General features: G+C 65.2%; 17 protein-coding genes. 14 read left to right on the forward strand and 3 right to left on the reverse strand.

The window, feature by feature from the left end:
- The 4 genes from PKA57_RS04330 to PKA57_RS04345 form a co-directional block, all read left to right on the forward strand.
- On the forward strand, positions 1-850 hold an 850-nt coding region (locus PKA57_RS04330; protein WP_324297844.1), incomplete at its 5' end, for a metal-dependent hydrolase.
- A gap of 154 nt (positions 851-1,004) precedes the next feature.
- A complete protein-coding gene (locus PKA57_RS04335) occupies positions 1,005-1,478 on the forward strand; it encodes a ClpXP protease specificity-enhancing factor SspB (RefSeq protein WP_324297846.1) in 474 nt (157 codons plus the stop codon).
- Positions 1,479-1,601: 123 nt separating this feature from the next.
- On the forward strand, positions 1,602-2,993 hold the full coding sequence (fumC, locus tag PKA57_RS04340; protein WP_324297849.1) for a class II fumarate hydratase: 1,392 nt from the start codon (positions 1,602-1,604) through the stop codon (positions 2,991-2,993).
- Positions 2,994-3,052: 59 nt separating this feature from the next.
- A complete protein-coding gene (locus tag PKA57_RS04345) occupies positions 3,053-3,286 on the forward strand; it encodes a ribbon-helix-helix domain-containing protein (protein WP_324297851.1) in 234 nt (77 codons plus the stop codon).
- A gap of 42 nt (positions 3,287-3,328) precedes the next feature.
- On the opposite strand, the gene PKA57_RS04350 is transcribed toward PKA57_RS04345, so the two are convergent.
- Positions 3,329-6,847 (reverse strand): AsmA family protein, encoded by a 3,519-nt coding sequence (locus tag PKA57_RS04350; protein WP_324297853.1) that lies wholly within the window; start codon positions 6,845-6,847, stop codon positions 3,329-3,331.
- 30 nt (positions 6,848-6,877) lie between these two features.
- Here PKA57_RS04350 and PKA57_RS04355 point away from each other — a divergent pair, with 30 nt between their 5' ends.
- From PKA57_RS04355 to PKA57_RS04380, 6 genes are all read left to right on the forward strand, one after another.
- Positions 6,878-7,261: a DUF4169 family protein gene (locus PKA57_RS04355; protein WP_324297855.1), complete on the forward strand. Its 384-nt coding sequence runs from the start codon at positions 6,878-6,880 to the stop codon at positions 7,259-7,261.
- Positions 7,262-7,365: 104 nt separating this feature from the next.
- Positions 7,366-7,992 carry a TetR/AcrR family transcriptional regulator gene (locus tag PKA57_RS04360; RefSeq protein WP_324297857.1) on the forward strand — a complete coding sequence of 209 codons (627 nt, stop codon included), beginning with the start codon at positions 7,366-7,368 and terminating at the stop codon, positions 7,990-7,992.
- Positions 7,993-7,996: 4 nt separating this feature from the next.
- Positions 7,997-8,959: an HlyD family efflux transporter periplasmic adaptor subunit gene (locus PKA57_RS04365; RefSeq protein WP_324297859.1), complete on the forward strand. Its 963-nt coding sequence runs from the start codon at positions 7,997-7,999 to the stop codon at positions 8,957-8,959.
- A 4-nt stretch (positions 8,960-8,963) separates the two neighbouring features.
- On the forward strand, positions 8,964-9,911 hold the full coding sequence (locus PKA57_RS04370) for an ABC transporter ATP-binding protein (RefSeq protein WP_324297861.1): 948 nt from the start codon (positions 8,964-8,966) through the stop codon (positions 9,909-9,911).
- A gap of 6 nt (positions 9,912-9,917) precedes the next feature.
- Positions 9,918-11,057 (forward strand): ABC transporter permease, encoded by a 1,140-nt coding sequence (locus tag PKA57_RS04375; RefSeq protein ID WP_324297863.1) that lies wholly within the window; start codon positions 9,918-9,920, stop codon positions 11,055-11,057.
- Between the two features lie 87 nt (positions 11,058-11,144).
- On the forward strand, positions 11,145-11,807 hold the full coding sequence (locus PKA57_RS04380; protein WP_324297865.1) for a DUF1345 domain-containing protein: 663 nt from the start codon (positions 11,145-11,147) through the stop codon (positions 11,805-11,807).
- 3 nt (positions 11,808-11,810) lie between these two features.
- On the opposite strand, the gene PKA57_RS04385 is transcribed toward PKA57_RS04380, so the two are convergent.
- Entirely contained in the window at positions 11,811-13,199 is a 1,389-nt protein-coding gene (locus PKA57_RS04385; RefSeq protein WP_324297868.1) for an FAD-linked oxidase C-terminal domain-containing protein, read from the reverse strand.
- 76 nt (positions 13,200-13,275) lie between these two features.
- On the opposite strand from PKA57_RS04385, the gene PKA57_RS04390 reads away from it, so the two are divergent.
- Positions 13,276-13,761: a thioesterase family protein gene (locus tag PKA57_RS04390; protein ID WP_324297870.1), complete on the forward strand. Its 486-nt coding sequence runs from the start codon at positions 13,276-13,278 to the stop codon at positions 13,759-13,761.
- Here the strand turns inward: PKA57_RS04390 and PKA57_RS04395 are convergent.
- Positions 13,739-15,037: a chloride channel protein gene (locus PKA57_RS04395; protein WP_324297872.1), complete on the reverse strand. Its 1,299-nt coding sequence runs from the start codon at positions 15,035-15,037 to the stop codon at positions 13,739-13,741. The genes PKA57_RS04390 and PKA57_RS04395 overlap by 23 nt on opposite strands.
- Positions 15,038-15,216: 179 nt before the next feature.
- Here PKA57_RS04395 and PKA57_RS04400 point away from each other — a divergent pair, with 179 nt between their 5' ends.
- From PKA57_RS04400 to PKA57_RS04410, 3 genes are all read left to right on the forward strand, one after another.
- On the forward strand, positions 15,217-17,547 hold the full coding sequence (locus PKA57_RS04400) for a UvrD-helicase domain-containing protein (RefSeq protein WP_324297874.1): 2,331 nt from the start codon (positions 15,217-15,219) through the stop codon (positions 17,545-17,547).
- Positions 17,548-17,549: 2 nt separating this feature from the next.
- A complete protein-coding gene (locus tag PKA57_RS04405) occupies positions 17,550-18,479 on the forward strand; it encodes a 50S ribosomal protein L11 methyltransferase (protein ID WP_324297876.1) in 930 nt (309 codons plus the stop codon).
- Positions 18,480-18,524: 45 nt separating this feature from the next.
- Positions 18,525-19,969, forward strand: a 1,445-nt coding sequence (locus PKA57_RS04410; protein ID WP_324297878.1) for an aminopeptidase P family N-terminal domain-containing protein, incomplete at its 3' end; no start/stop codon positions are given.

Below are 19,969 nucleotides of genomic sequence, written 5' to 3' on the forward strand. Positions count from 1 at the left end.
CTCCATTGAGCCGCGGAACATCCATTTCGATTTCGACGCGCGTCTGCCGGTCAACTGGCATTCGGACGATCCCGCCATCAGCCATTTCTACGACGCCCTGTCCCTCACCTTTCCCGAGGGCGAGCGCTTCTTCATCGAAAGCGTGCGCCGCTTCGAAAGCCGCATCGAAGATCCGGCGCTGAGGCGCGACGTGCGGGCCTTCACCGCGCAGGAGGCAACCCACTCGCGCGAGCATTCCGCCTATAATCGCCTCCTCGGCGCGCGAGGTATCCCGGTCGAGCGTTTCGAACGCCTCATGCGCCGGGCAATGAGTGTGTCGCAGCGCTGGATTCCGGCAAAGACGCAGCTTGCCGTCACCTGCGCCTATGAGCACTACACCGCGCTCTTTGCCGAATCGATCCTCGGCGATCCGCGCGTCATGGCCGGGGCGCACCCGCTCTATCGCGATCTCTGGCGCTGGCATGCCATGGAGGAGGAAGAGCACAAGGCCGTCGCCTTCGATGTCTACCGCACCGTCGCGCCGGGCCTTTCCGGCTATCTCCGCCGCGTGCTCGCCATGGGCGTCGCCACTGTCGATTTCATGATCGCCATTCCGCTCCTCCAGGCATGGCTCATGGCCAAGAGCGGCGAGTTCCGGAACCTGCGTTCCTGGATGCGCGCCTTCCGCCATCTCTGGATTTCGCCGGGCGTCTGGCGCCGCGTCATGTTCGGCGTGTTCGCCTATTTCGCGCCGGGATTTCATCCATCGCGCCGCCGCCTCGCGCCGGAAGTGCTCGCCTGGCGCGCGCATTACCGCGCCACGAAAAGCAGGACGGCGGAAATGAGCCCGGGTCTTTTCGGCGAAGGCTGAAAGCACATCGCGGACTTGCGCGCGGCGCCCCTTTGCATCAGGAATGCCGTCTGCGCGTTTCCGCTCGCCATCTGGACCTTGCGGGCAAACGCTGATTGAATCATGACGATACGCCCGGCCGCCCGAGTCGGGCCTGTTGCGTTGGGAGACGAGCTTGGCCGAAGATCTGATGCGGTACGACCTGATGGCGCAGGAAGCGCTGCGAGGCGTCATTCGCCGCGCCCTCGAAGTTGCGCAGAAGAAGGGCCTGCCCGGCGAGCACCATTTCTACATTTCCTTGCGCACCGATGCGCCGGGCGTGGAAATCTCGGAAAAGCTCCGCAAGCAATATCCCGAAGAGATCACCATCGTTCTCCAGCACCAGTTCTGGAATCTCGAAGTACGCGAGGACGGCTTCTCCGTCGATCTCACCTTCAACAAGATCCCGGAAACGCTCGTCGTGCCCTACTCGGCCGTGCAGGCTTTCTTCGACCCGAGCGTCCAGTTCGGCCTTCAGTTCGAAGTGGCGAAACCCGAAGGCGCTCCCGCCCCGACCGAGGCGCCGAAGCCCACGCCCGAGAAGGACGAGCAGCCCTCGTCGCCGGGCGATTCCGCCGTGGTCAGCCTCGACGCCTTCCGCAAGAAATAGCCGCCTCCGCCTGCCGGGAGCACGCGCCGGGCCCCCCTCGCCGCGCGGGCGCTCCTTGGCCGCGCCTCCCGCGCGTGCTAAATCAGCGCCAAATTCGAATGGCCTGTAGAGGGAGAGCGCGAAATGACGAAGACCCGGACGGAAACCGATACATTCGGCCCCATCGAAGTTGCGGCCGACCGGTATTGGGGTGCGCAGGCGGAGCGCAGCCGCGGCAATTTCAGGATCGGCTGGGAAAAGCAGCCGCTTCCCATCGTCCGCGCCCTCGGCATCGTCAAGCGCGCGGCCGCCGAAACCAACATGGCGCTTGACAGACTCGATCCGAAGATCGGCGAGGCGATCGTCAAGGCCGCGCAGGAAGTGATCGAAGGAAAGCTCGACGACCACTTCCCCCTCGTCGTCTGGCAGACGGGCTCGGGCACGCAGTCCAACATGAACGCGAACGAGGTCATCTCGAACCGCGCCATCGAAATGCTCGGCGGCGAGATGGGCTCCAAGAAGCCCGTTCATCCGAACGACCACGTCAACATGTCGCAATCGTCGAACGACACCTATCCGACGGCCATGCATGTCGCCTGTTCGGAAGAGATCGTTCACCGCCTCATCCCCGCGCTCCAGAAGCTGCGCAACGCGCTGAACGACAAGGCGCAGGCGTGGAAGTCGATCATCAAGATCGGCCGCACGCACACGCAGGACGCGACGCCGCTCACGCTCGGCCAGGAATTTTCGGGCTACACCCAGCAGATCGAGAATGGCATCGCGCGCATCGAGCAGACGCTGCCGATGCTGATGCAGCTCGCGCAGGGCGGCACCGCCGTCGGCACCGGCCTCAACGCGCCTGTCGGCTTCGCCGAGAAGGTCGCGGAGCGCATCGCCGCCATCACCGGCCTGCCCTTCACCACGGCGCCCAACAAGTTCGAGGCGCTCGCCGCGCATGATGCGATGGTCTTCAGCCATGGCGCGATCAACACGGTCGCCGCTTCGCTCTTCAAGATCGCCAACGACATCCGCTTCCTCGGCTCCGGCCCGCGCTCGGGCCTCGGCGAGCTTGCGCTGCCGGAAAACGAGCCTGGCTCGTCGATCATGCCGGGCAAGGTGAACCCGACCCAGTGCGAGGCGATGACGCAGGTTTGCGCGCAGATCTTCGGCAATCACGCGACGCTTACCTTCGCGGGCAGCCAGGGCCATTTCGAGCTGAACGTCTTCAACCCCGTCATGGCCTACAACTTCCTCCAGTCCGTGCGTCTGATGGCGGATGCGGCGGTGAGCTTCACCGACAATTGCGTCGTCGGCATCGTCGCCCGCGAGGACAATATCAAGGCGGCGCTCGAACGCTCGCTGATGCTCGTGACCGCGCTCGCGCCGAAGATCGGCTATGACAACGCCGCGAAGATCGCCAAGACCGCGCACAAGAACGGCACCACGCTTCGCGATGAAGCGGTCGGTGGCGGCTATGTCACGAATGAGGAATTCGACGCCATCGTCCGGCCCGAGAAGATGATCGCGCCGGAGTGACCTGATAAAACCATGTCATCCCGGCCTCCGCGCCGGGATGACATCCGAAGGATCGGCGCATGCCCGCAGAGATCAAGCGCTCCGTCACCATTGCCGGCCACCGCACCTCGATCTCGCTCGAACGCCCCTTCTGGGACGCGCTGAAGGAAATCGCCTGCTCGCTGGATGTATCGGTGAACGAGCTTGTGCGCCGCATCGACGAGGCGCGCGACAGCGAGGGCAATCTTTCAGGCGCCGTCCGCGTCTATATTCTCGCGCATTTCAAGACCAAGGCCGCCTCCTGCGCGACGTGAACGCATGGCGCCCGAGCGTTTCCAGAAAATGTGGGAAATGCTCTAGTTCAGCGACGCCTTCGGTTCCGGCCGCGCCATGGGCAGCGGAACGCCCGCCGCCGCCGGGGCCTTGTCGGCAGTCTCCTCCGCGCCAAGGCCGATGAGCTTCTTCAGCTCCTTCGGGATGAACTTCAGACCCGCCTTCTCGGCCGTCTCCTTGAGGAGCCGTGTCGAGACAAAACTCTGGAGCGCCGCCGTGTCGATGCGCCGCTCGACGGCGCCGACCTTGCCCGCAGCGGTGATCGTGAAGGCGGGCGCGCCTTCGGGATCAGCGAGCGTCACTTCCAGCTCGCTGTCCGCGGCGAGCCGCGCCAGATCGAACATGGCGGCGAGTTTCGCCGTGCCGCCCTTGAGTTCGAGCCCTTCCTTGCGGAAGCTCACCACCGCATCCTTCATCGTGAAGTCGCCCTCGAGCCCGCTGACCGGCGTATTGCCCTTGCCGAACGCGCTTTCCTGCAACGCGGTAAAATCGTCGAGCGAGCGGAGCTTCTTCAGCCCGTCGCTGAAGGCAGGCAGGTTCATGGGCGCCAGCCCCGCGCTGCGCGTCCGGAACGAACCTGCGCCGGACACGGACGAGATGAGCGCAAGCCAGCTCCGCCCTTGCCCTTCGAGTTCCGCATTGATGTCCATCCGGCCCGTGCCGAAGGACACGCCGAAGACTTGCGGCCCGACAAGCGCGATATCCGCCCCCTCGACGGCGATATTGAGCCCGATGCCCGGCTCGCCCGAGGCGCCACCCTCGAAGCGCGCGCCGATGGTGGCGTTGCCGTCCGCAAATCTCGCCTTGAAGGGCGTAGCCGAAAGCACGCCCTTCGCCAGCGTAAGGCGCATGTCGTTCCTGTCGAGGCGAAGCGTGCCGAGTTTCAGCGTGCCGGCCTTCAGCGCGACATCGCCATCGAATGTTCCGAGGACGGACCAGTCGAGCGGCGCTGCAGGCCATGCCGTGCGGTCCACCGCCCCGGTCGTGGCGAAGACGGGCGTGAGATCGATCACATTCGCTTCGAGCTTCGCACTCAGTTGCGGCCGCTTGTCCTCGCCGCCCGCGCCATAGGTCGCATCGCCGGAGAGATGAAAATTCCCGGCCACGGTTTCCAGATTGGTGAGTGCGAGCGCCGCGCCATCCGCCTGCACATCGGTCGAAAGGACGAAGCTCGGTCCGCCCGCCTGCGCGACCGCGAAGGACGAGACGGCGGGAGACGCCCCCGCCGCGGCGAGAACCGAGGTCATGGTCGAGGCCGAAATATCGACATGGCCGGCAAAGCTCGGCGCTCCCAGAGGATCGGTGAGCGCGCCCTTCGCGACGAGCGTCCCCTCGCCCACATTGACGCGCAGCGCGGTGTCGTATGGCTTGTCCGCCGCACCGCTCAGTTGCAGCGACATGGTGCCCGCGCCCGTCAGCCCGTCGCCGGGCTTCAATCCCAGAAGCCGCAGGAGCGCCCGCCCGTCGCCATTCATCCCGTTGGCGATGAGGTCCACCCGGTCGACATTGCCGTCGGCCGTGCGCCCGCGCTTCAGCACCGCGTCGACGCGGCTCGAGCCGATCGCACCCTTGACGACGATGGTGTCTAGCTTGGCCTGGCTGTCCACCGCCTCGCCGGCCGTGCCGTCGAAGGCAAGCTGCACCGGCCCCTCCATGCCGGGCGCCGCGATGCCCGCGAGCCTGAGAAGGCCGTCGGCTTTCTGCGCATCGATCGTGCCGTGGAAATTGCCCTGCAGCGCGGCGAGCTTCGCCGCCGTCATGCCCTGCACCGTCCCGGCAAATGCGACCTTCGCCCCGGCGAGATCGGCGGCATTGAAGCGGCGCACCTCGAGCCCGCTTGCCGTCATTGCGGCCGAGGCATCGAGCCCCGCGACCGTTTCACCGGCAATGGTGAGCCTTTCGGCCGTCACCGTCAGATCGGCGTCGCTGCCATCGAGAAGGTCTGACAGCTTCGGCCCATCCTGCGGCCAGAGCGCGATAAGCGGATCGAGATCGAATTTTCCGGCCGCAAGCGTGCCGCTGACATGCCTGCGGCCATCCATCGCGGCGAAGGAGAGATCGCCCTTGAGCGCGGCGGGCTCCGGGCTTGCGGCATAGGCAGCCCTGAGATTGCGGAAGTCGAGGCGCTCTGGCGTGAGCCTCACATCGGACGCGATCGAGAAAGGCCGGCCCGGCTCCTTCGCCAGCACCTGCGGCACTTGCGGCGCGGGCGCGGCGCCATCGGCCTTCCTGTCGCCGGGCTCGACATGGAGCGAGGAAAGCCAGGCCGAGAGCGCCGCCAGATTTCGGCTCGCCACGCCGACCTTGCCCTCGAACCGCCCCTCGCTATCGTCCTGCTGCAGCGCGCCGCTCAGCTCGAACTGCGTGCCGCCGCCGATGTCGCCCGCGGCGCGGCCGATGGTGAGCTTGCCGCCGCGCAACGAGAGATCGAGAGCCGCCTCCTTGACGAGCACGTCATGGACGAGAAGACCCGCCACGCGCACATCCGCATCGGCATCGAACCATTGCGGCAGGGGAAGGCCCGCCAGCGATCCGAGCGGCACCTTGCCGTCCGCCGCGAACTCCTCGAGGCGATCAACCACCGGATCAAGCGTCAGCGCCTCGCCCGCAAGGCTGAGCGACGCCTTCGGCCGGCCCGACCAATCGGCCTTGCCCTCGCCCTTGAGCGTCGTCCCCGCCATGGCGACGACGAGATTGCGGAAATTCGCGCCATCGCCGCCGGCGACGATACCGGCCTCGACCCTGAACGGCGCATGCGCCTTCTGCCCGCCATCCGCCTTCGTGGTTCCGATCTCGAGGCTGCCCGTACCGTCGATCCTCGAAGCCGACGAGAAGCCGGTCGAAACGCCGGAAAAAAGCACCTTGGCGGGGGCGGCGCGGCTTTGCAGCTCGGCGGTTATGGGGAATGCTCTGTGGCCGGAGAAATTTCCGATGGCGAGCCGAAGCGCGAAAGGCGCATCGGCGACATCGAAGGCGAGATCGGCCCGCATGGGTCCCATGAGCGAGGTTGCGATCACGGCGCCTTCCAGATGGTCGATCCGCCAGCTCCGTCCGCTGCGATGGTCTGCATAGGTGATCGTGCCGTCGATGAACGACGCCTTTTCAAGGCTGACCGAGGAGAGGCCGAAAAAGCCGTCCTCCTGCACCGGGCCGGAGACGAGCCCCTGCCAGTTTCTGGTTCCGTCGGCCAGAACCTCGAAATGGATCTGCGGCCGCGACACGGTCACGCTGGTGACGCTGATCTTTCCGCTGAGAAGCGGCGCAAGCGCGACCTCAGCATCGATCTGCCCGAGCCGGGCGAAGTCGGAATTCTCCGCGCCGCCGAGATTGGCGAGCGAAACATCGTTGAGCGTGAGATGGGGCGCCGGCAGGACGACGAAGCTGATATCGCCTCCGATCCTGAGTTCGCGCCCGGTGAGCTTTCCGCCCTGCGCCTCGATCTCGTTGCGAAAGCTGTTCCAGTCGATGAATGTCGGCCCCACCAGCGCCGCGATGAGCAGAACGACGATGATCGCTGCAATGGTGGACAGGACGGAATTCAACTCTATCTCCGGGTATCGGCGACAACGGGCGTGGCGGCGAAAGCGATTTCACTCCGCCGGGAGTTTCTCGTCGTCCGGTGTTCGCCTAGACTCCGGCTCGGCGTAGAAGAAACGTTCTGGCGTAGATTGCTGCCAATTTGCGGGCAAATTATGGTTTCAGATAACGGCAATATCATAGACCTGTCCAAATTACGTAAAAACGAACGCGACGAGAAGAAGCGTCGCGAACGCGCCGAAAAGGAAACGCGCGCCGCGGCCAATCGCGTACGTTTCGGCCGGACGGGGGCCGAGAAGCGAAAGGCGAAACTCGAACACGAACGCCAGGCGCGCCTCCATGAGGGAAACCGCATCGAGCGGAAACCCGCCGCGCCGGATGATGACGACCTTACGCCGCCGGAAGGCTCCCGGGGATAGATCATCCCCTCCGCCCGCATAGTCGCAAATTAGAGAACACCGGCCCTTGCGCGCCCGCTTGCCTCGATGTAACTTACTAACCAGTCAGTTATTAGTGAGACGCCATGCCCCACGCAAGCAAGCGACGGCGACGCAAGGAGGCCCGCCCTGCCGAGATCATGGCGGCGGCGCTGACGCTCTTTTCCGAGCGCGGCTTCGCGGCGACCCGTCTCGACGATGTGGCCGAGACGGCCGGCGTCAGCAAGGCGACGATCTATCTCTATTTCAACAGCAAGGTGGAACTCTTCAAGGCGATGGTCCGCGAGATCGCCTCGGCGCGGATTGGCGCGGCCGAGGCGCTGGTCGAGGGCTTCGAGGGGCCCTCGCCCGAGCTCATCCGTGAACTGATCGAAGTCCTTTCCGGCATCGTCGCCCTGCCCCAGATACGGGCCATCATGAAGGTCGTGCTCGCCGAAGCCGGAAACTTTCCCGACATTGCCGCCTTCTACCGCGACGAAATTGCGCTTCGCGGCCTGAAAAGCGTTTCGCGCATCATCGAGCGCGGCGTCGACCGGGGCGAATTCAGGCCCTGCGATCCCGTCGCCACGGCGCAGAGCGTCATCTTCCCCATTCTCATGAACGCGCTTGCCGGAGAGATTTTCGGCGCGATGAAGGAATTCGACGCCGCGAAATTCACGAGCAGCCATCTCGATTTCGTCCTGCGCGGCCTCGCCGCCGATGGAGGGGCCTGAACCCATGCGCCTCACGCCGATCCTGACGATATGCGCGGCCGCGCTGCTTCTCGCCGCCTGCGAGCGCCGGCCCGAAGGAAGCTATCAGGGCTATGCCGAAGGCGAATATGTGCGCGTGGCGCCCATTGACGGAGGCACGATCGACGCCATCCCCGTGCAGCGCGGCGACAAGGTGGCGGAAGGGGCGCTGCTCTTTCAGCTCGACCGGACGGCGGAGGTCGCGGGACAAGCGCAAGCCGCGGCGGAACTCGGACGCGCGAAGTCCCAGCTCGAAGACCTGTCGAAGGGCCTGCGCGCGCCGGAACTCGACCAGATCAGGGCCGCTCGGGCGAACGCCGCCGCCACATCCGAAAAGACGAGGCTCGATCTCGCCCGCGCGGAAAAACTCTATGCGAATGGCAATGTCGCAAAGGCCGCGCTCGATGCCGCCCGCGCGGCGCATGACGCGGCGACGGCTGCCGTGCGCGAACTCGATGCGAAACTGACGACTGGCAAGCTCGCCGCCCGGCAGGATCAGATCGACGCTGCCGCCTCCGCCGTGGTAGCGGCGGAAGCGGCACTCGCCCAGGCGAACTGGAGGCTCTCGCGGCGCGAAGGTTTTGCGCCGCAGGGCGGCGTTGTGGACGACGTCTATTTCCGTGTCGGCGAATTCGCGAGCCCCAGCCAGCCCGTCGTTTCCCTGCTGCCGCCGGAGAACATCAAGATCCGATTCTTCGTGCCGGAGCCCGAGCTTGGGCGCGTGCATGTCGGCGACAAGGTGCGGCTTGCCTGCGATGCCTGCGCGGCCGGGCTCGAAGGGACGGTGCGCTTCATTTCCCCGCAAGCCGAATTCACGCCGCCCGTCATCTATAGCGAGCAGACGCGCGCGAAGCTCGTTTACATGGTCGAGGCATGGCCCGACCGGACGCCGGAAATCTTCCACCCCGGCCAGCCAGTCGGCGTGACCTTGATCCCGAAGCCGGAATGAAACGATGGCAGCCACGGCCGGTAATGATCTGGCGATCGACGTCACGGGGCTCACCAAGAGCTTCGGCGGGCGCAGGGTCGTCAACAATGTCGACATGCAGGTGGCGCGCGGCGAGATCTATGGCTTCCTCGGTCCCAATGGCAGCGGCAAGACGACGACGATCCGCCTCCTTTGCGGCCTGCTCACACCGGATGCAGGGCGCGGCACATGCCTTGGCTATGACATTCTGACCGAAAGCCCGAGGATCAAGCGCGAAGTCGGCTACATGACGCAGAGGTTCAGCCTCTATGAAGATCTGAGCATCCGCGAGAATCTCGACTTCGTCGCCAGCATCTACGGCGTGCCCGACCGGCGGGATGCGGTGGAGGCGACGCTTGCGAAGCTCCGTCTGACGGCCCGCGCCGACCAGCTCGCGGGCACGCTTTCCGGCGGCTGGAAGCAGCGTCTAGCCCTTGCCTCCAGCATCATGCACAAGCCGAAGCTGCTCCTTCTCGACGAGCCGACGGCGGGCGTCGATCCCAAGGCGCGCCGCGAATTCTGGGATGAGATTCACACCCTTGCCGAAGGCGGCCTCACCGTTCTCGTCAGCACGCACTACATGGACGAGGCCGAACGCTGCCACAAGATCTGCTATCTCGCCTACGGCCATCTTCTCGCGCGTGGCACGGCGGAGGAGGTCATCGCCCAGTCGGGCCTTGCGACATGGAACGTCTCCGGCAACTCGCTGAAGCGCATCAACCGCCTCGCCGCCGAATTGAGCGGACGCGACGGCATCGACATGGTCGCGCCCTTCGGGCCGACATTGCATGTGAGCGGGCTCGATGCGGCGGCTCTCGAGCGCGCCATCGCACCACATCGCCACGATCCCGATCTCTCATGGCGCGCGGGCACGCCAACGCTCGAGGATGTCTTCATCCTGCTCATGAAACGCGCGCCGGACAATTTCGAGTGAACGGACATGCTGGGTGACCGCTTCAATACCGGCCGGTTTTCAGCCCTGATGCGCAAGGAATTCATCCAGATGCGACGGGACCGGCTCACCTTCGCCATGATGGTCGGCATACCGATCCTTCAGCTCGTCCTTTTCGGCTATGCCATCAATTCCGATCCGAAGCATCTGCCCACCGCCGTCTTCGCGCAGGATCATTCGATTTTCACGCGGAGCTTCTTCACCGCGCTGGAGAATACGGGCTACTTCCGCATCGTGAGCCGCCCGGAAACGGCGGACGAGGCCGACAAGCTCCTGGCGCGCGGCGAGGTGCAGTTCGTGATCGAGATCCCACCGGATTTCTCGCGCGACATCGTGCGCGGCGCCAACCCCGCGCTCCTCGTCGATGCCGATGCGACCGATCCCGCCGCGACCGGAAACGCGATTTCCGCGGTGAACCTGCTCGCCGCCCGCGCCATCGAGCGTGACCTCACCGGCCCGCTCGCAGGCCGCAGGCAGGACGCACCGCCCTTCTCGCTGATCGTCCACCAGCGCTACAACGCTGAGGGGCGCACGCAATACAACATCGTGCCCGGCATCATCGGCGTGATCCTGACCATGACGATGGTGATGTTCACCGCGCTCGCGATGACCCGGGAAGTCGAACGCGGCACGATGGAAAACCTGCTCACCATGCCTGCACGGCCGCTGGAAGTGATGATGGGCAAGATATTTCCCTATATCGCCGTCGGCTACATGCAGACCGCGCTCATCCTCGGCGCCGCGCGCTGGCTCTTCGACGTGCCAATGGAAGGAAGTCTCGTCCTTCTCTCCGCCGTCGTGCTTCTCTTCGTCGCCGCCAATCTCGCCGTCGGCTTCACCTTCTCGACGCTCGCGCGAAATCAGCTTCAGGCCGTTCAGATGGCGGTCTTCTTCTTTCTGCCTTCGATCCTCCTTTCGGGTTTCATGTTTCCCTTTCGCGGCATGCCGCAATGGGCGCAATGGATCGGCGAGCTTCTGCCGCTCACCCATTTCCTGCGGATCATTCGCGGCATCCTGCTGAAAGGGAACGGTGTCGCCGATATCCGCGCCGATACAGCCGCCATCGCCATCTTCCTGTTGGCGGCAACCCTCATCGCGCTCAACCGCTATCGCAAGACGCTCGACTAGCTCCCCCACGTCCCGCCATACGGACTTGCCGTCGGGGCCGAAATGGCCGCTAGATGGGGTACGGACAATCTTGCCCGAGGAAATCCGATGCTGGGTTCCATTCGCCGCCACGCGCTCCACCATGGCCGGTTCTACTTCGCAAGCCTTGTCGGCCTCGCTGTCTGGCTCTCAATGCCGCAATCGGCCGATCTTCCGATCCGCTTCTCGCTCGCGGGCGATGCGGCGTTTCTGGTCTATCTCGTCCTCACCGTCGCCTTCATGATCCGCCTCACGCCGGAACATTTGCGGCTGCGCGCCGATTACGAGGATGAAGGCATCGGCCTCATCGTCGCCATCACGCTTGCCGCAATCTTCCTCAATATCGGAATGATCTTCCTGCTGCTCAATCGCGGAACGGGCATCGCCCTGCCGGAACTTCTGCTCACGCTGGGCGGCATTCCGCTCGGCTGGGCGACGCTTCATGTGGTCATGGCCTCGCATTACGGCCATCTCTACTATTCGTCCGCCGATGACACGGCCAAACACCGGCAAGACGCGGGCGGGCTCGCCTTCCCCGGCACGAAGGAGCCGACCGCCTGGGATTTCTTCTATTATTCCTTCGTCGTCGGAATGACGGCGCAGGTGTCCGATGTACAGGTCTGCGCGACGCATATGCGCCGCCTCACCCTCGGTCACGGCATTGTCTCGTTTTTCTACAACACCGTGCTTGTCGCCCTCGCCGTCAACGTCATCGTGACGCTCGTGCATTGACCCTCAGAGCGTGAACATCTTTCCGGGATTGAGAATGTTCAGCGGATCGAGCGCCCGCTTGATCGCGCGCATGACGGCGATGCCTTCCCCATGCTCCGCCTCGAGAAACCGGATCTTGCCCTCGCCGATCCCGTGCTCGCCCGTGCAGGTGCCGTCGAGCGCGAGCGCGCGATCGACCATCCGGTCATGTATGCGCCTCGCCTCGGCCATCTCTGCCGCGTTCGACGGATCGACAAGCATGATGAGATGAAAATTCCCATCGCCGACATGGCCGACGATGGGGGCGACGAGCGGCGAAGAGGCGAGATCGGCCTTCGTCCCCGCCACAGCCTCGGCAAGACGCGAAATAGGCACGCACACATCGGAGATCATGCCCTTCTTGCCGGGCTGGAGCGCGAGTGCCGCATAAAGCGCATTGTGGCGCGCTTCCCAAAGCCGCGTCCGCTCCTCCGCGCGCGTCGCCCATTCGAACGCGCCGCCGCCATTGTCGCGCGCGATTGCGCCGAAGCGCTCCGCCTGCTGAACGACGGAAGCCTCGCTGCCATGAAACTCGACGAGCAGAAGCGCCGTTTCCGGCAGAGTGAGCTTCGAATAGCGGTTGCAGGCCGCGACCTGCACCTCGTCCAGAAATTCGATCCGCGCCACCGGAAGCCCCGACTGGATCGTCGCGATGACGGCGTCGATCGCGCCCTCGAATGCCGGAAAGGAAACGATCCCCGACGAAATGGCCTCCGGTATGCCATAGAGGCGGACGGTCAGCTCGGTGATGATTCCGAGCGTGCCCTCCGAGCCGACGAGCAGCCGGGTGAGATCATATCCCGCCGCGGATTTCCGTGCGCGCCGCGCCGTGCGCACGATCCGCCCATCAGCCATGACGGCGGTGAGGTTCAGCACGTTTTCGCGCATGGTGCCGTAGCGCACCGCATTGGTGCCCGAGGCGCGCGTCGCCGCCATGCCGCCCAGGCTGGCATCGGCGCCGGGGTCGATCGGGAAGAAAAGCCCCGTATCGCGCAGATAGGCATTGAGCGCCTTGCGCGTCACACCCGCCTCGACATGCGCGTCGAGATCGGCTGCATTGACGGAGATGATGCGGTTCATGCGGCTGAGGTCGAGCGAAAGCCCGCCATGCGGCGCGGAAATATGTCCTTCGAGCGAAGTGCCGGTGCCGAACGGGATGACCGGGAGACGATGGCGCGCGCAAATCCTGACGGCGGCTGAAACTTCCTCTGTCGTCTCCGCGAAGAGCACCGCGTCCGGCGGAACGCAAGGGTGCCAGCTTTCGTCGCGCCCATGCGCTTCGCGCACCGCCGCCGATGTGACGAGCCGCTCGCCCGCAAGCGCCCGCAGCTCGTCTATCGCGCTCTGTCGCGCTCTTTCTCCGGCATGGGCCATCGCTGCCTCTTGATCTCCACCCTTTCTAAACTAGCATGCCCCCGCTTCGATGATAACGACGCACGAGAGAGGAAAGATGACGAGCCCTGTCGAATGCCCGCCGCGCAAGGTCGAGAAAGCCTGGGTGGACCTCAATGGCCATATGAACATGGCCTATTACCACCTGCTCTTCGATGAATCGCTGGGCAAGCCCTTCGGCGATCTGGGCATCGGCTGGGAGTACACGCAAGAAGGCGAAGGCACGACCTTCACGGTCGAGGTTCATGTCTGCTACCTCAACGAGCTGATGGAGGGCGATCCCGTCCGCGTCACCTATCAGCTTCTCGACTGGGACGATAAGCGCGTCCACTTCTTCGGCCACATGTATCACGCCGAGAAGGGCTATCTCGCCGCGACATCCGAGCAGATGTGCGTGCATGTCGACATGAAGACCCGGCGCATCTCGTCCTTCTCCGAGGCGCATCAGGCAAGGATCTCCGCCATGATGGAGGAGCATCGCGCGCTTCCCCGCCCCGTCCAGGCGGGCCGCGTCATCGGCATCAGGCGGAAGACGGTGGCCTAGGCAGGAAATTCTTCGACAGGGCGTGATAGACGCCTTCCCGGCAGATCAGCCGCGATGTGCCCTGCGCGATCAGCGCCGCGAGCATCAGCGGCACCAGAAGCTCGTGATTGTCCGTCATCTCGGACACGATCACGAAGCCCGTGATGGGAGCCTGCACGACGCCGGTGAAGTAGGACACCATGCCGAGCAGCACCAGCGCGCCTGCCGGCGTTTCGGGAAAGAGCCGCGCGATCTCGGAGCCGACGCCCGCGCCGACGGAAAGCGACGGCGAGAAGATGCCGCCCGGCACGCCGCAGATCGAGGAGAAGATCGTCGCCAGCATCTTCAGCGGCGCATAGGCGATCGGCAGCGCCTCCTGCGCATGCAGCGCGGCCTTGGCCTCGGCATATCCCGTCCCGTGTATGGCGCCGCCTGAAAGAAAACCGCACAGCGCGACCGCCATACCGCAGCCGATGGCGAAGAGGATGGGCCGCGACTTGATCCACCGCCCGGCACGCCCCGGCAGCCCGGCGCCGAATGCGATGAGGATGCGTGCGAAGAGCCCGCCCATGAGCCCGCCCGCGACGCCGCAGACCGGCACGGCGAGCCAGTCTCGCCAGTTCTCAAGCACGGCCTCCGTCGTGCCGAAATAGGTGTAATTGCCAAGGATCGCCATGGAGGTGACGCCGGCCGCAATGATCGTCCCGATTATGAGGCCGCTCGTCCGCGTCTCGAAGGAGCGGCTCATCTCCTCGATGGCGAAGACGATGCCTGCAAGCGGCGTGTTGAAGGCCGCAGCAACGCCCGCAGCCGAACCGGCGAGAATGAGGCCGGACTGGTGGCGCCGGGAAACACGCCCCAGCGCGAACATGAGCGAGGCGCCCACCTGCACCGAAGGACCTTCCCGGCCGGTCGACGCTCCGGCGAGCAGCCCCAGAAGGGTCAGCAATATCTTGCCGATAGCGATGCGGACCGAGACCAGCCTCCCGCGCTCGGCCGGGTCGCTCAATGTGCGCGCGGCGATCGCCTGCGGAATGCCGCTGCCGCCCGTATTCGGAAAATAGCGGTTGGCGAGATAGGCGGTGAGGCCGAAACCGAGCGGCGTGACCATATAGACGGCCCAAGGCGCCGCCTCGCGCAGGCGGTGAAACGCGAACATCGCCCGATCGGAGAGGATAGCCAGCGCCACCGCCGCCGCGCCGACCACGAGCCCGCCCGCGATGAAAATCAGTCTCCGCTGCCAGCGGCGGGACTGGACATAGAAATTCCGCGAAAAGCGGGTCGTCACAAGGGCCATCGGGGCGCCCTTCCATCGGGCTTGCAGGCATGTGCTACAGCCTCTATCTATCGGCAACGCGGCGCGAAACCAAGCCATCACGGCAAAAAGGCGCGGAATTCCGTACCGAATCGGGCACGATCCTCGTGCTATACTCGCCCGCACACGAACCCGCACCCGCACCCTCTGGCACCGGCGAGATGACGAGCGACCCCTTCGACCTTGGGTCCATTCCCGAAGAAACGACTGCGCGCACGACGAGCGCGGCGGCGCTCGCCGGCATGCGCGCGCCCTATCTGGAAGGGCTGAACGAGGAGCAGCGCTCGGCCGTCGAGGCGCTGGACGGCCCCGTCCTCGTGCTCGCTGGCGCAGGCACCGGCAAGACCCGCGTGCTGACCACGCGGCTCGCCCACCTGCTTGCCACGCGCCGCGCCTTTCCCGGCCAGATTCTCGCCGTCACCTTCACCAACAAGGCCGCGCGCGAAATGAAGGAGCGCATCGGCCGCCTCATCGGCGGTGTCGTCGAGGGCATGCAGTGGCTCGGCACCTTCCATTCGATCGGTGCGAAGATGCTCCGCCGCCATGCGGAGCTTGCGGGCCTCAGATCCGATTTCACCATTCTCGACGCCGACGACCAGATCCGTCTCATGAAGCAGATCATCGAGGCGGAAGGCATAGACGAGAAGCGCTGGCCCGCCCGCCAGCTCGCCAACTATATCGACGGCTGGAAAAACCGCGGGCTCACCCCCGGCAAGGTGCCCGCCGGAGAGGCGCAGGCCTTCGCCAATGGCAAGGGAGCGGAACTCTATCAGGCCTATCAGCTCCGGCTGAAGGTGCTGAACGCCGCCGATTTCGGCGACCTGCTGCTCGAGCCCTTGCGCATCTTCCAGGAGCATCCCGAAATTCTTGCCGAGTATCAGGATCGCTTCCGCTACATGCTCGTCGACGAATATCAGGACACCAACGTCGCGCAATATCTCTGGCTCCGCCTGCTCGCGCAGAAGCACAGGAACATCTGCTGCGTGGGCGACGACGACCAGTCGATCTATGGCTGGCGCGGCGCGGAGGTCGACAACATCCTGCGCTTCGAGAAGGACTTCCCGGGCGCGAAGGTGATCCGCCTCGAAAGAAACTATCGCTCCACGCCGCAAATTCTGGGCGCGGCCTCGGGCCTCATAGCAGCCAACGAGGCGCGCCTCGGCAAGACGCTCTGGACCGATGCCGACGAGGGACAGAAGGTCAAGGTATCGAGCTACTGGGACGGCGAGGAGGAAGCGCGCAACATCGCCGAGGAAATCGAGCAATTGCAGCGCAAGGGGCACATGCTCCACGAAATCGCGATCCTCGTTCGCGCCTCCTTTCAGATGCGCGAATTCGAAGACCGCTTCATCAATCTCGGCATTCCCTATCGCGTCGTCGGCGGCCCGCGCTTCTATGAGCGCGCCGAAATCCGCGACGCGAACGCCTATCTGCGTCTCGTTGCCCAACCCGACGACGATCTCGCTTTCGAGCGCATCGTCAACAAGCCGCGCCGCGGCCTTGGCGACGTTGCCTTGCAGACGATCCGCCAGCTCGCGCGCGCGCAAGGCATATCGCTGATGCGCGCCGCCCGCGCGCTGACAACAGCCGAGGAGCTGAAGCCCGCGCCGCGCCGGTCGCTGACGGGCTTCGTCGAAATGGTCGATCGCTGGCGCTCGCTCATTCCCGGCATGCCACATACGGAGCTTGCCGAAATCATCCTGGACGAGTCGGGCTACACCGAGATGTGGCAGAACGACAAATCGGCGGATGCGCCCGGCAAGCTCGACAATTTGCGCGAACTCGTGCGCTCGATGGAGCATTTCGAAAACCTCGCTGGCTATCTCGAACATATTTCGCTCGTCATGGAAATCGAGGCGCAGGAAACGGGCGACAAGGTGAACCTGATGACGCTGCACAGCGCCAAGGGCCTTGAATTCGATACGGTGTTCCTGCCGGGCTGGGAGGAAGGGCTTTTCCCGCATCAGCGCGCGCTCGACGAAAGCGGCGTCGCGGGACTCGAGGAAGAGCGCCGCCTCGCCTATGTCGGCCTCACCCGCGCGCGCAAACAGGCCCATGTCTCCTTCGCCGCCAACAGGCGCGTCCATAATCTCTGGCAGAGCGCCATTCCTTCGCGCTTCATCGACGAGATGCCGCAGGAACATCTGGAGGTCGTGCAAAGCGCGATGGGCGCATCGAGCTATCAGAGCTATGCGCCAAGCCGCTTCGCGCAGGATTTCGCGCAAGGGAGCGACTATGCGAGCCCGGGCTGGAAGCGCGCCCAGACCATGGCGCGCACCACCTCGAAAACACGCGCGCCCGATCTCGAGGTTCACGCCGATCTCGTCGCGACGAGCGATCCCGCCGCCGCGACCTATCGCCGGGGCGAGCGCGTCTTCCACCAGAAATTCGGCTATGGCGAAGTGGCCATGATCGACGGCAACAAGCTTACCGTCGATTTCGACAAGGCCGGCCGCAAGAAAGTGATCGACAGCTTCCTCGAACGGGCCTGACCATGGCCACATGGAAACTGTCCTTCATCGTTCCCCACAGAGCGGCGGATAACTTCGCCGATGCGCTGGGCGCGGCGTTTGAGCCCGAGGCGCTCGCCGTTTCCACCAGCGAGGCGAACGAAGGTACGGCGACGCTCGTTCAGACATCGTCGGAGTGGAACGAGGTCGTCGCGCATGGCGACTGGCGCATCGAGGTGCTTTACGCCGACGAGCCGGACATGGAGACACTGCGCGCCCTCCTCGCCCCCATCGAGCATGAAACGGGTGTCGATGCAGCCGACCTCGCCATCGAGCAGATGCCCGAGATCGACTGGGTGACGAAATCGCTCGAAGGGCTCGATCCGGTTCAGGCCGGACGCTTCTTCGTCCATGGCAGTCACGACGCCGACAAGGTTCCGGCCAGCGCGATCCCGATCCTCGTCGATGCGGGTCAGGCCTTCGGCACCGGACATCACGAGACGACCATGGGCTGCCTCGAATATATCTCCGACATCGTGCGGCAAGGTGTGAGACTCAACGCCCTCGACATCGGCACGGGAACGGGCGTGCTCGCCATCGCCATTGCGCGGCTCGCCCGTTGCGCCGTGCTCGCCAGCGACATCGATCCAGTCGCGGTCAGAACCGCGAGGGAGAATGCACGCAAGAACGGCGTCGGCTCATTCGTGACCGCCGTCGCGGCCGCCGGCTTCGGCCATCCCGCGCTTGCGGCGCGCGCGCCCTATGATCTTATCGTCGCCAACATTCTCGCCCGCCCGCTCGTCTCGCTCGCGCCCGCCTTCCGCGCTCATCTGCGGCCCGGCGGCACGCTCGTGCTCTCCGGCATCCTCCGCATACAGGAGGCCATGGTGACGAGCGCCATGCGGGCGCAAGGTCTTTACCTCCGCTCGCGCAAGCCCATGGGCGACTGGGTGACGCTGCGGATCGAGGGGTAGCCGATCCCCGTTGCCGCCCGCGCGCGCAGGACATACATTCTTTTCATGTTCCAGACCTTCGATGACACAGCCGACCCCACCCTCGGCATCGAACGCGCCCGACGCCTCCGCGAAGAGCTGAAGCGGCGCGACCTCGATGGCTTTCTCATTCCTCGTGCCGACGAACATCAGGGCGAATATGTGCCGCCCCATGCCGAGCGCCTGCGCTGGCTGACCGGCTTTTCGGGCTCGGCGGGCATGGCGATCGTGCTCCTCGACAAGGCGGCGATCTTCGTCGATGGCCGCTACACATTGCAGGTTCGCGCGCAGGTCGATGTGGCGACCTTCGCGCCGCATCATCTGGTCGAGGAGCCGCCCGCGCGCTGGATCGAACAGAACCTCGCGAAGGGCGCAAGGCTCGCCTACGATCCATGGCTTCACACGGTCGATGCGGTGGCGCGCTACAAGGCGGCGGCGGAAAAGGCCGGCGCGACGCTCGTCGCGGTCGATGGAAATCCGCTCGACGCTGTCTGGATCGATCAGCCCGAGCCGCCGGCCGCGCCCGTCACGCCCCACCCCATCGAGTTCGCGGGCGAACCCGCCGCCGAAAAGATCGGCCGGCTGACGGGCGCCCTCATGAGCGACGATGTCGATGCCGCCATCCTCACCATGCCCGACTCGATCGCCTGGGCCTTCAACATTCGCGGCGCGGATGTGCCGCACACGCCGCTTCCCCTCTCCTTCGCGATCCTGCACGAGGACGGCGCCGCCGATCTGTTCATCGACGAGCGGAAGATCGGGCCTGACGCCCGCGCGCATCTCTCGCCCGTTGCGCGGCTGCATCCGCGCGAGGCGCTCGGCCACGCGCTGAACGAACTCGGCGCGAAGAAGGCGACCGTTCTCATCGATCCCGCAACCTGCGCCGCATGGATCCACGACCGGCTGAAGGCCGCGGGCGCCGAGGTGAAGCGCGGCTCCGACCCCTGCGAGCTGCCCAAGGCATGCAAGAACGAGGCGGAGATCAGGGGCACGCGCGCGGCGCATCTGCGCGACGGGCGCGCGCTGACGAAATTCCTCGCATGGCTCGGCCGCGAAGCGCCCAGGGGCGGCGTCGATGAAATAGCGGCGGCGAAAGCACTCGAAGCCTTCCGCGCCGAGACGAACGAGCTTCGCGACCTGAGTTTCGACACGATTTCCGGCGCGGGCGCCAATGGCGCCATCGTGCATTACCGGGTGACGACGGCGACCAACCGTCCGCTCGAAAGGGGAGAACTTTTTCTCGTCGACTCGGGCGCGCAATATCTTGACGGCACGACCGACGTGACACGAACCGTCGCCATCGGCGAGGCATCGCCCGAACAGCGCGACCGCTTCACCCGCGTTCTGAAGGGGCACATCGCCATCGCGACGGCGCGCTTCCCCGAAGGCACGTCCGGCGCGCAGCTCGATGCCTTCGCGCGCATGGCGCTCTGGAAGGCGGGCCTCGATTACGACCACGGCACGGGCCACGG

It is taken from the genome of Parvibaculum sp., assembly GCF_035325945.1.
Taxonomy (GTDB): Bacteria; Pseudomonadota; Alphaproteobacteria; order Parvibaculales; family Parvibaculaceae; genus Parvibaculum.

What these genes read in the sequence shown, in the direction of transcription:
- fumC (WP_324297849.1), top strand. Translation starts at nt 1,602, where the DNA reads ATGACGAAGACCCGGACGGAAACCGATACATTCGGCCCCATCGAAGTT.
- PKA57_RS04345 (WP_324297851.1), top strand. Translation starts at nt 3,053, where the DNA reads ATGCCCGCAGAGATCAAGCGCTCCGTCACCATTGCCGGCCACCGCACC.
- PKA57_RS04360 (WP_324297857.1), top strand. Translation starts at nt 7,366, where the DNA reads ATGCCCCACGCAAGCAAGCGACGGCGACGCAAGGAGGCCCGCCCTGCC.
- PKA57_RS04365 (WP_324297859.1), top strand. Translation starts at nt 7,997, where the DNA reads ATGCGCCTCACGCCGATCCTGACGATATGCGCGGCCGCGCTGCTTCTC.
- PKA57_RS04370 (WP_324297861.1), top strand. Translation starts at nt 8,964, where the DNA reads ATGGCAGCCACGGCCGGTAATGATCTGGCGATCGACGTCACGGGGCTC.
- PKA57_RS04375 (WP_324297863.1), top strand. Translation starts at nt 9,918, where the DNA reads ATGCTGGGTGACCGCTTCAATACCGGCCGGTTTTCAGCCCTGATGCGC.
- PKA57_RS04380 (WP_324297865.1), top strand. Translation starts at nt 11,145, where the DNA reads ATGCTGGGTTCCATTCGCCGCCACGCGCTCCACCATGGCCGGTTCTAC.
- PKA57_RS04385 (WP_324297868.1), bottom strand. Translation starts at nt 13,199, where the DNA reads ATGGCCCATGCCGGAGAAAGAGCGCGACAGAGCGCGATAGACGAGCTG.
- PKA57_RS04390 (WP_324297870.1), top strand. Translation starts at nt 13,276, where the DNA reads ATGACGAGCCCTGTCGAATGCCCGCCGCGCAAGGTCGAGAAAGCCTGG.
- PKA57_RS04395 (WP_324297872.1), bottom strand. Translation starts at nt 15,037, where the DNA reads ATGGCCCTTGTGACGACCCGCTTTTCGCGGAATTTCTATGTCCAGTCC.
- PKA57_RS04400 (WP_324297874.1), top strand. Translation starts at nt 15,217, where the DNA reads ATGACGAGCGACCCCTTCGACCTTGGGTCCATTCCCGAAGAAACGACT.
- PKA57_RS04405 (WP_324297876.1), top strand. Translation starts at nt 17,550, where the DNA reads ATGGCCACATGGAAACTGTCCTTCATCGTTCCCCACAGAGCGGCGGAT.